We start from the raw sequence: 12,724 nt of genomic DNA, 5'->3' as shown, positions 1-12,724 counted from the left end.
TTCCCCCCCCACCCTCCCCACCTACCCCCCCACCGGAAAGGAACACCCCCCCCCCCCCCCCCCTCCCCCCCCCCCCTCCCCCCCCCGCCCCCCCCCCCCCCCCCCCCCACCGCCGGGTTGCCCGCCCCCCTCGGCGACGGGCCGCCGTACGCTCTTTTGGTGGTATTCGGCGGGGTTTTCGGGCGTGAGCACCCAATCGGCGTACAGGATGGGACTCCCGCGCCCCGGAGGACCCCATGCCCACCCCGCCCCTCGCCTCAGGCCCCAACGGCCCCGACGCGCTGCGGCCGTTGGTCGACGACGTGCTCGGCGCGCTGCGGGACGGGGCACGCGCGAGGGGCGGACCGCTGCCCGCCGGCGGGCCGGAGGCGGTCGCCGCGGCCGTGCGGGACGCGCTCGGCGACCCGCTGCCCGACGAAGGGGACCCGCGGGCGCTGCGGCGGCTGGTCCACGCCCTCGCCGCCGGCACCGCCGACCCCGCCGACCCGCTGTGCGCGGCCCATCTGCACACCCCGCCCCTGGCCGTGGCCACCGCCGCCGACCTCGCCGCCTCCGTACTGAACCCGTCGCTGGACTCCTGGGACCAGGCCCCCGCCGCCTCCGCCCTCGAAGCACTCGTCACCCGGGCCCTCGCCGCCGAGACCGGCGCCGCCGACGCCCTCGTCACCACCGGCGGCACCGAGTCCAACCAACTCGCCGTCCTCCTCGCCCGCGAGGCCGGCACCGGAGTGCGGCTCGTCTGCGGAGCCAACGCCCACCACTCCCTGCCCCGCGCCGCCTGGCTCCTCGGCCTGCCCGAACCCGTCGTCGTCCCCACCCCGGCCGGCACCCTGGACCCCGCCGCCCTCGACCGCGCCCTCACCGGGCTCCGCGGCCCCCTCCTCGTCGCCGCGACCGCCGGCACCACCGACGCCGGACTCATCGACCCGTTGCCCGACATCGCCGACCTGTGCGCGGCCCACGGCGCCCGCCTCCACATCGACGCGGCCTACGGCGGAGGGCTCCTCTTCAGCGCCCGCCAACGACCCCGGCTCACCGCCCTGGACCGTGCCCACACCGTCACCCTCGACCTGCACAAACTCGGCTGGCAGCCCGTCGCCGCCGGAATCCTCACCGTCCGCGAGCCGTCCGACCTCGCCGCACTGGCCCACCGCGCCGACTACCTCAACGCCGACGACGACACCGAAGCCGGCCTGCCCGACCTCCTCGGCCGCTCCCTGCGCACCACCCGCCGCCCCGACATCCTCAAGATCGCGGCCACCCTCAAGACCTTCGGCCGCACGGGACTCGGCGCCCTCGTCGACCAGGTCTGCGACCTCGCCCACGAGTTCGCCGCAACCATCGACGCCCACCCCGGCTTCGAGCTCCACGACCGGCCCACCATCAGCACGGTCCTGTTCCGGCCCGCCCACGCCTGCGACGACACCGTGGCCGCCGTACGGCGAAAACTCCTGCACGACGGCCGGGCCGTCCTCGGCCGCGCCGTCGTCGACGGCCGGCTCTGGCTCAAGACCACCCTGCTCAACCCCCACACCCGGCCCGGCGACCTCGCCACCCTCCTCGCACTCGTGGAACGCGCGGACCCCGCCGCGGCCGTGGACCTCCCCGAAGGACACACCCCGACATGAGCACGCCCCCACCCGCCCCGAGCCACACCCCGAGCACCCCGCACCCCGCCCCCGAGGCCCCCCGCGACGTCGTCGGTGTGGGCATCGGCCCCGCCAACCTCTCCCTCGCCGCCCTCGCCCACCCCCTCACCGAACTCGACGCCGTCTTCTACGAACAACACCCCCGCCTCGACTGGCACCCCGGCCTGCTCATCGAAGGAACGACCCTCCAAGTCCCGTTCCTCGCCGACCTGGTGACCCTCGCCGACCCCGTCAACCCGTGGTCGTTCCTCAACTACCTCAAGACCCGCGACCGGCTCTTCCCCTTCTACTTCGCCGAGCGGTTCCACATCCAGCGCGCCGAGTACGACGCCTACTGCCGCTGGGTCAGCGAGAACCTCCCCGGCCTCCACTTCGCCCACCGGGTCGACTCCATCCGCTGGAACCCCGAACGCGACCTGTTCGAAGTCGACTTCACCCGACTCGACGCCGACGCCGACGCCGACGCGGCACTCGGCCGCACCTACACCCGCAACGTCGTCCTCGGCGTCGGCACCGAACCCTTCGTGCCCGAACCCCTCAAGCCCCTCGTCGAAGCCCCCGGCGTCCCCGTCCTCCACGCCGCCGACTACCTGACCGCCCGCGACCGCCTCCTCGCCGCCGGACACGTCACCGTCATCGGCGCCGGCCAGTCGGGCGCCGAGATCTTCCTCGACCTGCTGCGCCACCGGCCCGCCGGCCGCGAAGGACTGCACTGGCTGGGCCGCACCGAGGCGTTCGCCCCCATGGAGTACTCCAAGCTGGGCCTGGAACACTTCACCCCCGACTACACCCGCTACTTCCACGCCCTCGCCGAGACCACCCGGGACCGGCTCGTCGCCGCCCAGTGGCGACTCCACAAGGGCATCGGCACCGACACCATCGCAGCCATCCACGACGAGCTCTACCGCCGCACCCTCGACGGAGGCTGGCCCGACGCCGTCCTCACCCCCGGCGTCCACGTCCGCACCGCCGGCCGCCTCGCCACCACCAAGGTCGAACTCCACCTCGAACACACCGAGCAGGGCACCCGCTCCCGCCTCACCACCGACGCCGTCGTCCTCGCCACCGGCTACCGCGAACGCCCCCTCGACCGCCTCCTCGCCGGCCTCGACCCCTACATCCGCCGCGACAGCCACCACCGCCCCAGGATCGACGAACACTTCCGGATGGTCCTCGACCCCTCGGTCACCGCCTCCGGCTGCCACCTCCACATCCAGAACGCCGGACTCCACACCCACGGCGTCGGCACCCCCGACCTGGGGCTCGCCGCCTGGCGCAGCGCCACCATCCTCAACACCCTCACCGGCAAGGAGACCTACCCCCTGCCGAGCCGCACCGCCTTCACCACCTTCGGCCTCGAACCCCGGCCCCAGATCCCCCGCGCCAGGGACGAGAGGACCACCAGCGCCCTGACCCCCCTGGCCGACGTGCGCTGACGACTGCCGAAGCGGCCGCCGCACACACGCCGACGGCGCCGGCGCACCATCCGGCGCCGACGCCGTCGACCTGCCACTCCCGCGAACCGGGAGCCGAACCCTAGAAGACCGGCGTACCGTTCCGGGTCAGCTTCCAGTCCACCGACGCGAACGCCGCCGGGTCGATCGACCCCTTCGCCTTCACCCACGTGATCATCGTGTTACGGATCTCGTCCGAGTTCGACCACAGCAACGGAGCGGCCGCCACATGCGGGAAGTTGCCGCCGCCGTTGGCCCGGTAGTTGTTCACCGCGAACACGAACTTCTGGTCGTCCGCCAGCGGCGCACCCTCGAACCGCACGTTCTTCACCCGCGAACCCGCCGGCTGCGCGATGTCGATCTCGTACGACAGACCGCTCACCGCGTCGTAGTTGTAGTCCGGCGTACCGTTCGCGTTCGTCAGCTTCGCCGGGTCCACCACCGCGTCCGGCGCCGTCTGGACGAAGTAGTTCGCCGAGAACTCCAGGTACGCCTTCATCTGCGCACCCGTCATCAGACGCGCCTCCAGCGTGTTCTCGAAGACGTACAGACCCGCGACATCACGGATCGTGACGTTCCCCGCGGGGATCACCGCGCTGCGGGAGAACGCCGCCGCCTGCGACAGCACCGGCAGCGACCCGTACTCGGACGAGGCCAGCGCCTGCTTCACCGTGTCGGCCTGGATGTGGTTGATCAGGTCGATGATCGGGACGTCCTTGTACGGCGCCTCCACCGACGTCATCGTGGCGGCGTTCGTACCGATCACCTGGTTGACGTACGTCACGACCTTCTCGTGCTCGTCCGACAGCAGCTTCACGATCTTCGGGTCCTCCTCCACCGTGTTGGAGTTGAGGACCTGCGCACCGACCTTCTCGACCTTCCAGCAGCCCCGGTTCCACACCAACTCGAAGTCGAACAGCGTCAGCCGCTGCCCCCACTTCAGCGGCTCCGACAGCACGACCTGCTTGCCGGTCTCCTTGTTGGTGACGAAGTACTCCGGGATCTCGGTGTGCGCGTGCCCGACCAGGATCGCGTCGATCCCCGGCACCTGCTCTGCCACCAGCCCGGCCGCGTTCTCGATGTACGGCAGCTGGTCACCGTACGACGACGTCCCCGACGAACCGCTGTGCGCCGACACGATGACGACGTCCGCGCCCATCGACCTGAGCTTCGGCACCCACTTCGCCGCCTGCTCCTCCAGACCCGGGAACGTCATCTTCCCCTGCACGTTCGCCTTGTCCCAGATCGCGATCCCCGGGTTCGTCAGACCCAGCACCGCCACCTTCACATCCCGGCCGAACGGCGTCCGCAGCCGGTGCATGCTGAACGGCGGGAACGCCGGGCGCAGCGTCTTCGCGTCCAGCGCGTTCGCACCCAGCAGCGGGAAACGACACTGCTCCTGGAACTTCCGCAGCACCGGAATGCCGTAGTTGAACTCGTGGTTCCCGAGCGCCGCCGCGTCGTAGTCGATCGCGTTCATCGCCTGCGCCATCGGGTGGACCGGACCGCCCTTGGCCGTGATCGGGTCGACCTTCGCGTAGTAGTACGACAACTGGGTGCCCTGGATGGTGTCACCGGCGTCGATGAGGAGGGTGTTGCCGCGCCCCTTCTCCTCGCGGATCCGGTTCACCAGCGTCGAGATCTTCGCGAGGCCGACGTCGTTGTGCGCCTTGTCGTCGAACTCCTTGTCCGTGAAGTAGTCCCAGTTGAAGACATTGCCGTGCAGGTCGGTCGTCCCCATGACCGTGAACCGGTACCGCTTCGGGGCCTTCTCCTCGCCGCCCGTCGCCTCGGCCGCCTGCGCGTTCGGCGCCAGAACCGAGCCGGCGACAGCCACTCCGGCACCCGTCACGGCTGACTTCTTCAGAAACTTCCGGCGGTTCAGCGCCATATCGGTACTCCTCGGGAGGAACGGGATCTCAACGCGCGTAGACCAGCGAACAAGAAAAAAGGCCACACGCGATAACGCGCGTAGATTCTGACCCGTACATTCCACACAGCAACAGACCCTCCAGGTTGCGATCTGGTGACCGGCTCACCGCGGCCCCCCACGCCAACCGGACCCGCGGTGACAGAGTGGGACGTATGACCGACACCCCCGCCCAGCCCCACCCCGCCGCCGTCCCCTACGGCACCCCCGAAGCCCCCCGCATCGCCGTCCTCGGCGAAGCCCACCTCGAAGTCGACCCCGAGATCGCCCGCCTCGGCATCACCGTCACCGCCCGCGGCAAGGACCGCCGCACCGCCCTCGACGACCTCACCCGCCGCAACAACACCGCCCTCGACCTCGTCAGAAGCTACGGCGACGCCGTCGAACGCCTCGAAACCGGCACCTTCTCCCTCACCCCCCAGCTCAAGGAGAAAGGCCGCGGCGAACGCGTCCACGCCTACCACGGCCGCGTCCACATCACCGCCGAACTCACCGACTTCACCACCCTCGGCGAACTCACCACCCGCCTCGCCGACCTCGACCTCACCCACGTCGACGGCCCCTCATGGGCCCTCCGCCCCGACTCGCCCGCCCACCGCGAAGCCCGCCGGAAAGCCGTCCGCGAAGCCGTCCAGCGCGCCCGCGAATACGCCGAGGCCCTCGGCACCACCCTCGCCGCCCTCGTCGAACTCGCCGACCTCGGCGCCGAGCCCTCCCCGCCCCTGCGCCCCGCCGCCTACGCCCGCACCATGGCCTACGCCACCGAGGACGCCGCACCGGCCCCCCTCGACCTCGAACCCGAACGCCAGCACATCCACGCCCAGGTCAACGCCCGCTTCACCCTGCACCCGCCCACCCTGTGAACGCCCCCGCCACGCCCGGCGCACGGCTCCACGACTTGACGAAAGCTCCATGACTGGTTGTCAAATACCTTTCATTCAAAGGCCGTTGGGTAGTCACGTGCCTCCAAGCCCCTACCAGCGGGTAAGCCCTAGGCTCGAACCATGCGCCGAGCAAAGATCGTCTGCACCCTCGGGCCCGCCACCGACTCCTATGACCAGATCAAGGCACTGGTCGAAGCCGGAATGGACGTCGCCCGCCTCAACCTCAGCCACGGCGACCACGCCGAACACGAGGAGCGCTACCACCACGTCCGCAAGGCCGCCGACGAAACCGGCCGCAGCGTCGGCCTCCTCGCCGACCTTCAAGGCCCGAAGATCCGCCTCGGCCGCTTCACCGAAGGCCCCGTCCTCCTCGAACGCGGCGACACCTTCACCCTCACCGTCGAACCCGGCACCGAAGGCACCCACGAGATGTGCGGCACCACCCACGCCGGCCTCGCCACCGACGTCACCGCCGGCGAACGCATCCTCGTCGACGACGGCAGAGTCACCCTCGAAGTCACCGCCGTCGACGGCCCCCGCGTCCACACCGAGGTCGTCGAAGGAGGCGTCGTCTCCGACCACAAGGGCCTCAACCTCCCCGGAGTCGCCGTCTCCGTCCCCGCCCTCTCCGCCAAGGACGAGGACGACCTCCGCTGGGCCCTGCGCACCGGCTTCGACATCATCGCCCTGTCCTTCGTCAGATCGGGACGGGACATCGACGCCGTCCACCGCGTCATGGACGAGGAGGGCCGCCGCCTCCCCGTCATCGCCAAGGTGGAGAAACCCCAGGCGGTCGACGCCCTCGACGACATCGTCGCCGCCTTCGACGGCGTCATGGTCGCGCGCGGCGACCTCGGCGTGGAGATGCCCCTCGAACAGGTCCCCCTGGTCCAGAAGCGCGCCATCGCCCTCGCCAGGCGCAACGCCAAACCGGTCATCGTCGCCACCCAGATGCTCGACTCGATGATCCACCACCCCCGGCCCACCCGCGCCGAGGCCAGCGACGTCGCCAACGCGGTGCTCGACGGCACCGACGCGGTGATGCTGTCCGGCGAGACCAGCGTCGGCAAGCATCCCGTCGAGACGGTCCGCACGATGAGCCGCATCGTCGCGGCCGCCGAGGAGCACATGCTCGCCGACGGGCTCCCACCCCTCACCGAGCACAACAAACCCCGCACCCAGGGCGGCGCCGTGGCCCGCGCCGCCGCCGAGATCGGCGACTTCCTTGGCGCCCGGTTCCTCGTCGCGTTCAGCCAGTCCGGCGACACCGCCCGCCGCCTGTCCCGCTACCGCTCCCCGATCCCCCTCCTCGCCTTCACCCCCGACCCGGCCACCCGCTCCCAGCTGAGCCTCACCTGGGGCGTCGAGACGTTCCTCGGCCCGCGCGTCGACTCCACGGACGCGATGATCGCCCAGGTCGACGAACTGCTCCTGCGGTACGCCCGCTGCCGCAAGGGCGACACGGTCGTCATCACCGCCGGCTCCCCACCGGGTGTCGCGGGCACCACGAACCTGGTCCACATCCACCACATCACCGAGGACGACGCGCCGAAGGGGTAGCGGGTCGGGGGTGGTCAGTGCTTGGGCCCGACGTGGGCATCCATCAGCGCGACGGAGGCCTTGCGGGCGACAGAGATGTTGTAGGGGTCGCTGCCGCGGGCCAAGGTCGTCCAATCGACCCCCACCCTGTCGAGCGCGTCCGTGTAGAGCCGCCGGATGTCGTCCGACTTGTTGGTGAAGAAGTACCGGGGGTACTCATAGCGCTTGCGCTCGCCACCGACGACCCGCGTCGTCCAGTTGATGACACGGCACCCGTCGGAGTGGATGAGCCCACGGATGAACTCCCAGGGGTGGACGTCGACGATGGCCTCCTGCCACGGTTCGAGGACGATACGGCGCTCGTGCTTCTTGCCGGGGCCGTGCTGGGGGAAGAGGCAGGGCCAGTGTTTGCTTGCGCTGGAGACCACGAAGCAGCCTTGCCTCCTCACCCGGCAGACGCTGTTGCTCGGACGTACGGCGCGCAGGGCGTTCTCGCAGGCGTCGATCACGCCGGGCCAGGCTTTGTCCAGGACGATCCGCATGTAGTAGACGCCCTTGCGGTGAGCGCTGATGCAGCCGTCGCCGAGATAGAGGCCCAGGAGGTAGGCGTACGCTGCGGGCTCTTCGGGCGGCCGGGGAACGGCGTCGCACCGAGGGCAAGATGGTCCCGGCCGGCGCTGGACGGGTTCGATGCGCCGCCGCCAATTATGGAGGGTGGCGCGAGAAACGCCGGTCTCTCTGCTGACCGAACCGAGGCTGCGCCCTTGCGCCATGAGCCCCAGGGCTTGAGAGCGTGTACGCATGTCATACATGTGGGCACTCTCTGCGATCAAGGGCGTGCGTGCCCCACGCAAAAGCGGATGTTCACGAGAACGTGGACATCCGCTTATAAATACTGACCTTGGAATTGAAGGAAAAGTGCCCCGGGTCGGACTCGAACCGACACTGTATGGGTTTTGAATCCATCGCCTGCTGCCAATTGGGCTACCGGGGCCCAGTGAATCGAAGGTTTCCATCGACCCGCTGCCAGACCACCTTACCGCAGCTAGGTACCCTCTTGTCAGCAGTACCCCTGCCCTGAACAAGGAGCCCACGTGACCGCCCCCGAGTCGCCCCAGCCCCTCGACGCGCCCGACGACGACAAGTCGCACGTGCCTCCGCTGACGACCCGTGTCGTCATCGCCGAGGACGAGGCGCTGATCCGCCTCGACCTCAAGGAGATGCTCGAAGAGGAGGGCTACTCCGTCGTGGGCGAGGCCGGTGACGGTGAGCAGGCCATCGAGCTGGCCCGGGAGCACCGGCCCGACCTGGTGATCCTGGACGTGAAGATGCCGAAGATGGACGGTATCTCCGCCGCCGAGAAGATCGCCGAGGAGCGTATCGCCCCGGTGCTGATGCTGACCGCGTTCTCGCAGCGCGACCTGGTGGAGCGGGCGCGGGACGCGGGCGCGATGGCGTACCTGGTGAAGCCGTTCAGCAAGAGTGACGTCGTGCCGGCGATCGAGATGGCGGTGTCGCGGTTCACGGAGCTGAAGGAGCTGGAGAAGGAGGTCGCGGACCTCACGCTCCGGCTGGAGACCCGCAAGCTGGTGGACCGGGCGAAGTCGATCCTGCAGACGGAGTACGGGCTGACGGAGCCGGCGGCGTTCCGGTGGATCCAGAAGACGTCGATGGACCGCCGGATGTCGATGCAGCAGGTCGCGGAGGCGGTCATTCAGGACGCCGAGGAGAAGAAGGCCGCGAAGGGCTGACGCGCGCCCCGCGCGGCCGTACGCACGAGGAGGCCCGCACCCCGGGACGGGGGTGCGGGCCTCCTCGTGTGTGGGCCGGTGGCTAGTCCTCGCCGAGGTACGCCTTGCGGACCGATTCGTCGTGCAGCAGGTCGGAGCCCGTGCCGGAGAGGACGATCTTGCCGATCTCCATGACGTGGCCCTGGTCGGCGAGGGAGAGCGCCGCCTGGGCGTTCTGCTCGACGAGCAGGATGGTGGTGCCCTGGGACTTCAGCTCGGCGATCGTCGCCATGATCTTCTGCATCATGATCGGCGAGAGGCCCATGGAGGGCTCGTCGAGCATGAGCAGCTTCGGCTGGGACATGAGCGCGCGGCCCATGGCCAGCATCTGCTGCTCGCCGCCGGAGAGGGTTCCGGCGGCCTGCTTGCGACGTTCGCCCAGGATGGGGAAGAGGTCGTAGGCGCGCTGGATGTCCTTCTCGATGCCGGGCTTGTCGCTGCGCAGGAAGGCGCCGAGGTGGAGGTTGTCCTCGATGCTCATGCGGGGGAAGATGTGCCGCCCCTCGGGGGAGTGGGCGAGTCCCAGCGAGACGATGTCGTGTGCGGGGACCTTCTTGAGCGACCTGCCGTTGAACTTGATCTGGCCGCCGACGGGCTTGAGGAGGCCCGACAGGGTGCGCAGGGTCGTGGTCTTGCCGGCGCCGTTGGTGCCGATGAGGGTGACGACTTCGCCGGCGTTGACCTTGAAGGAGATGCCCTTGACGGCTTCGATCTTGCCGTAGGCGACCCGGAGGTCCTCGACTTCGAGCAGTGCGGTCATCGGTCGTTCTCCTTGCCGGGCGCGGCGTCGGTGGTGGCCTCGGCGTGTGCTTCGGCGGCTTCGACTTCCGCGACCTCGTCCTTGCCGGGGGCGTCTTCGAAGGGTTCGCCGAGGTAGGCGGCGACGACGCGTTCGTCTCCCTGGACGGTGGCGCTGTCGCCCTCGACGAGCTTCTCGCCCTGGACGAGGACGGCGACGCGGTCGCAGAGGTTGAAGATGAACCGCATGTCGTGCTCGATGACGAGGACGGCGATGCCCTTGTCGCGGATGGCGAAGACGAGTTCCTCGGTGGCTCGTGTCTCCTGCGGGTTCATGCCGGCGGTGGGCTCGTCCAGGAGGAGGAGGCCGGGTTCGCTGGCGAGGGCCCGGGCGATCTCCAGCTTGCGCTGTTCGCCGTAGGGGAGGTTGCGGGCGAGGTGTTCGGCCTTGGCGTCGAGGCCGACGAACGCGAGGAGTTCCATGGCGCGTTCGCGGGAGGCGGCTTCGGCCTTGTGGAAGCCGGGGCCGCGCAGGAGGGCCGACCAGAGTCCTTCCTTGGTGCGGGTGTGGCGGCCGACGAGCACGTTCTCCAGGACCGTCATGTTGGCGAACAGACGGATGTTCTGGAAGGTGCGGGCGATGCCGGCGGCGGTGACCTTGAAGGACTTGGGCGGGAGGACCTGCCCCTTGTAGCGGACTTCGCCCTCGGTGGGGATGTAGAGGCCGGTGAGGCAGTTGAAGAAGGTCGTCTTGCCGGCGCCGTTGGGGCCGATGAGTCCAACGATCTCGCCGCTGTTGACCGTGAGGTTGACGTTGCGTACGGCGGTGAGGCCGCCGAAACGCATGGTCACGCCGCGGGCGTCCAGCACGGTCTCGCCGGTGGGGGCGGCCTTGGTGGTGGTCTCGGTGGTCATGGGTCAGGCCCCTGCCTTGCTGAGGACTGTGGGCGCTTCGGCTTCTTCGTGGAATTCGAGCTGGCGGCGCCGGTTGGGGATGAGGCCCTCCGGACGGAAGCGCATGAGGAGGACGAGCGCGAGTCCGAAGGCGAAGAGCTGGAGGTCGCCGAGGAACTGGAGCTTCGCGGGGATCAGGTAGAGCAGCGCGGCGCCGACCAGGGGGCCGCTGATGGTGCCCATACCGCCGAGGACGACGGCTGCGAGGAGGAACGCCGAGTTGGGCGGGACCACGTGGGCGAACTGGTACTGCTCGGGGGTCACGGTGTAGGTGACGTGGGCCTGGACGGTGCCGGCGAGGCCGGCGAGGGCGGCGCCGAGGGCGAAGGCGATGAGCTTGACGCGGAAGCCGTTGATGCCCATGGCGAGTGCCGCGGTCTCGTCCTCGCGGATGGCGATCCAGGCGCGGCCGATGCGGGAGTCGGCGCTGCGTCGGAAGACCACCACGACGACGAGCGTGATGAGCAGCATCAGGAAGAAGTAGTTGGCGAAGCGGGCGACGGTGAATCCGGCGATGGTGTGTTCGGCGCCGAAGTCGAAGCCCAGGATGTTGAGGTTGGGGATGGAGGAGATGCCGTTGGAGCCGTTGGTGATGTCGGGTCCGCTGGTGCCGTCCATGTTGAGGACGGCGAGGCGGAAGATCTCACCGAAGCCGAGGGTGACGATGGCGAGGTAGTCGCCGCGCAGTCGGAGGGTGGGGGCGCCGATGATGACGCCGAAGATCATGGCGACGACGGCGCCGAGGATGGCGGAGGCCCAGAACGGCAGGTGGAGGTCGAAGGGGGAGGAGGGGGAGCCGGAGACCATGGCCGCGGTGTAGGCGCCGACGCCGAGGAAGGCGACGTAACCGAGGTCGAGGAGGCCGGCGAGGCCGACGACGATGTTCAGGCCCAGGGCGACGGTGGCGAAGATCAGGATGTAGACGCCGATGGTCGCGTACTGGTCGTCGGACTGGGTGAAGGGGAACGCGGCTGCCGCGACGAACGCGCCGACCATGGTGATGGTGCGGTGGGTGGCGGTCAGTGCGGAGACGCGGGCGACCAGTCCGGCCTTGGCGAGGGCGGCGAAGCCGAACCCGGCCATGATGAGGAAGCCCACGAAGAGTTCGTCGTACTCGGTGCCGATGCCGTAGGTGAAGACGATCAGGCCGAGGGCGAGGGCCGCGACGATGATGAGGATCTCGGCGTAGGCGGGCAGCTTGCGGGCCGGGGCGGGGGTGCCGCTGGCGAAGGACGCCTTGACGACCGACCAGCCGTTGCGGGCGCTGACCTGGAACTTCTCCCAGCCGGTGTCCTCGTCGTCGGCGGTCTCGGGCTGCGGCCGTTCGAAGGGCAGCGCGAGGGCGCCGACGAGGGCGGCGAGGGTGACCAGGGCCGCTGTGTAGCCGCCGGGTTCGAGGTTGACGAGGCCGCCGAGCTGGACGCTGATGGCGAGGATCGTGAACCAGGTGGTGACGAAGGTGCCGAGTGCGGCCAGTTTGATGGCGGCGTCGGCGCCGGCGGGGGTGAGCCAGCGCAGGCCCGTGATGCCGTAGGAGGCCAGGCCGAACAGGGCGGTGAGGGCGCCGCCGATGAGGACGAGGACCTGGAGGCCGCCGGGGTAGCCGTAGACGGTGAGGTTGCCGGGGAAGGCGGCGGTCCACGTCCAGGCGAGGAAGGTGGAGATCACGGCGAGGACGCCGCCGCCGGTGGCGAGGGCGCGGCCGATGTTCTCGGGCAGGCCGATGAGTCCGCGGGCGGTGCTGTCGTGCGTGGCCGCGGGGGCGGTGGTGGTCTGTGTGGTCATC

10 protein-coding genes and 1 tRNA gene are annotated in these 12,724 nt (G+C 69.8%); 5 read left to right on the top strand and 6 right to left on the bottom strand.

Annotation, left to right across the window (positions count from 1 at the left end; translation table 11 throughout):
• The first annotated feature begins 236 nt into the window (after positions 1-236).
• Both ACZ4Z2_RS05650 and ACZ4Z2_RS05645 read left to right on the top strand, forming a co-directional pair.
• The gene (locus ACZ4Z2_RS05650; protein WP_468072673.1) at positions 237-1,628 is read left to right on the top strand and encodes a pyridoxal phosphate-dependent decarboxylase family protein; all 1,392 of its coding nucleotides are present in this window, start codon (positions 237-239) and stop codon (positions 1,626-1,628) included.
• Entirely contained in the window at positions 1,625-3,085 is a 1,461-nt protein-coding gene (locus ACZ4Z2_RS05645) for a lysine N(6)-hydroxylase/L-ornithine N(5)-oxygenase family protein (RefSeq protein ID WP_468072671.1), read from the top strand. The genes ACZ4Z2_RS05650 and ACZ4Z2_RS05645 overlap by 4 nt, the downstream gene beginning before the upstream one ends.
• Positions 3,086-3,185: 100 nt before the next feature.
• Here ACZ4Z2_RS05645 and ACZ4Z2_RS05640 read toward each other — a convergent pair whose 3' ends face one another.
• Positions 3,186-4,994: a 5'-nucleotidase C-terminal domain-containing protein gene (locus tag ACZ4Z2_RS05640; RefSeq protein ID WP_468072669.1), complete on the bottom strand. Its 1,809-nt coding sequence runs from the start codon at positions 4,992-4,994 to the stop codon at positions 3,186-3,188.
• Positions 4,995-5,188: 194 nt separating this feature from the next.
• Here ACZ4Z2_RS05640 and ACZ4Z2_RS05635 point away from each other — a divergent pair, with 194 nt between their 5' ends.
• Both ACZ4Z2_RS05635 and pyk read left to right on the top strand, forming a co-directional pair.
• Positions 5,189-5,896, top strand: coding sequence for an SIMPL domain-containing protein (locus ACZ4Z2_RS05635; protein ID WP_468072667.1), 708 nt, complete (start codon positions 5,189-5,191; stop codon positions 5,894-5,896).
• 141 nt (positions 5,897-6,037) lie between these two features.
• Positions 6,038-7,477, top strand: coding sequence for a pyruvate kinase (gene pyk / locus ACZ4Z2_RS05630; protein ID WP_468072666.1), 1,440 nt, complete (start codon positions 6,038-6,040; stop codon positions 7,475-7,477).
• Positions 7,478-7,491: 14 nt separating this feature from the next.
• On the opposite strand, the gene ACZ4Z2_RS05625 is transcribed toward pyk, so the two are convergent.
• Both ACZ4Z2_RS05625 and ACZ4Z2_RS05620 read right to left on the bottom strand, forming a co-directional pair.
• Positions 7,492-8,268 carry a transcriptional regulator gene (locus ACZ4Z2_RS05625; RefSeq protein ID WP_468072665.1) on the bottom strand — a complete coding sequence of 259 codons (777 nt, stop codon included), beginning with the start codon at positions 8,266-8,268 and terminating at the stop codon, positions 7,492-7,494.
• Between the two features lie 107 nt (positions 8,269-8,375).
• Positions 8,376-8,450, bottom strand: a tRNA-Leu gene (locus tag ACZ4Z2_RS05620).
• A 100-nt stretch (positions 8,451-8,550) separates the two neighbouring features.
• On the opposite strand from ACZ4Z2_RS05620, the gene ACZ4Z2_RS05615 reads away from it, so the two are divergent.
• Positions 8,551-9,207: an ANTAR domain-containing response regulator gene (locus tag ACZ4Z2_RS05615; RefSeq protein WP_468072663.1), complete on the top strand. Its 657-nt coding sequence runs from the start codon at positions 8,551-8,553 to the stop codon at positions 9,205-9,207.
• Between the two features lie 82 nt (positions 9,208-9,289).
• Here the strand turns inward: ACZ4Z2_RS05615 and ACZ4Z2_RS05610 are convergent, their stop codons facing one another.
• From ACZ4Z2_RS05610 to ACZ4Z2_RS05600, 3 genes are read right to left on the bottom strand one after another with little or no spacing between them, the layout of a single operon-like run.
• Positions 9,290-10,006, bottom strand: coding sequence for an ABC transporter ATP-binding protein (locus ACZ4Z2_RS05610; RefSeq protein ID WP_468072661.1), 717 nt, complete (start codon positions 10,004-10,006; stop codon positions 9,290-9,292).
• Positions 10,003-10,899 carry an ABC transporter ATP-binding protein gene (locus ACZ4Z2_RS05605; protein ID WP_468072659.1) on the bottom strand — a complete coding sequence of 299 codons (897 nt, stop codon included), beginning with the start codon at positions 10,897-10,899 and terminating at the stop codon, positions 10,003-10,005. The genes ACZ4Z2_RS05610 and ACZ4Z2_RS05605 overlap by 4 nt, the downstream gene beginning before the upstream one ends.
• Positions 10,900-10,902: 3 nt before the next feature.
• Positions 10,903-12,723 (bottom strand): branched-chain amino acid ABC transporter permease, encoded by a 1,821-nt coding sequence (locus tag ACZ4Z2_RS05600; RefSeq protein WP_468072657.1) that lies wholly within the window; start codon positions 12,721-12,723, stop codon positions 10,903-10,905.
• Position 12,724: the final 1 nt, after the last annotated feature.

This window comes from Streptomyces sp. NPDC030183, assembly GCF_055573455.1.
This window is presented reverse-complemented; position numbering and strand designations above follow the sequence as displayed.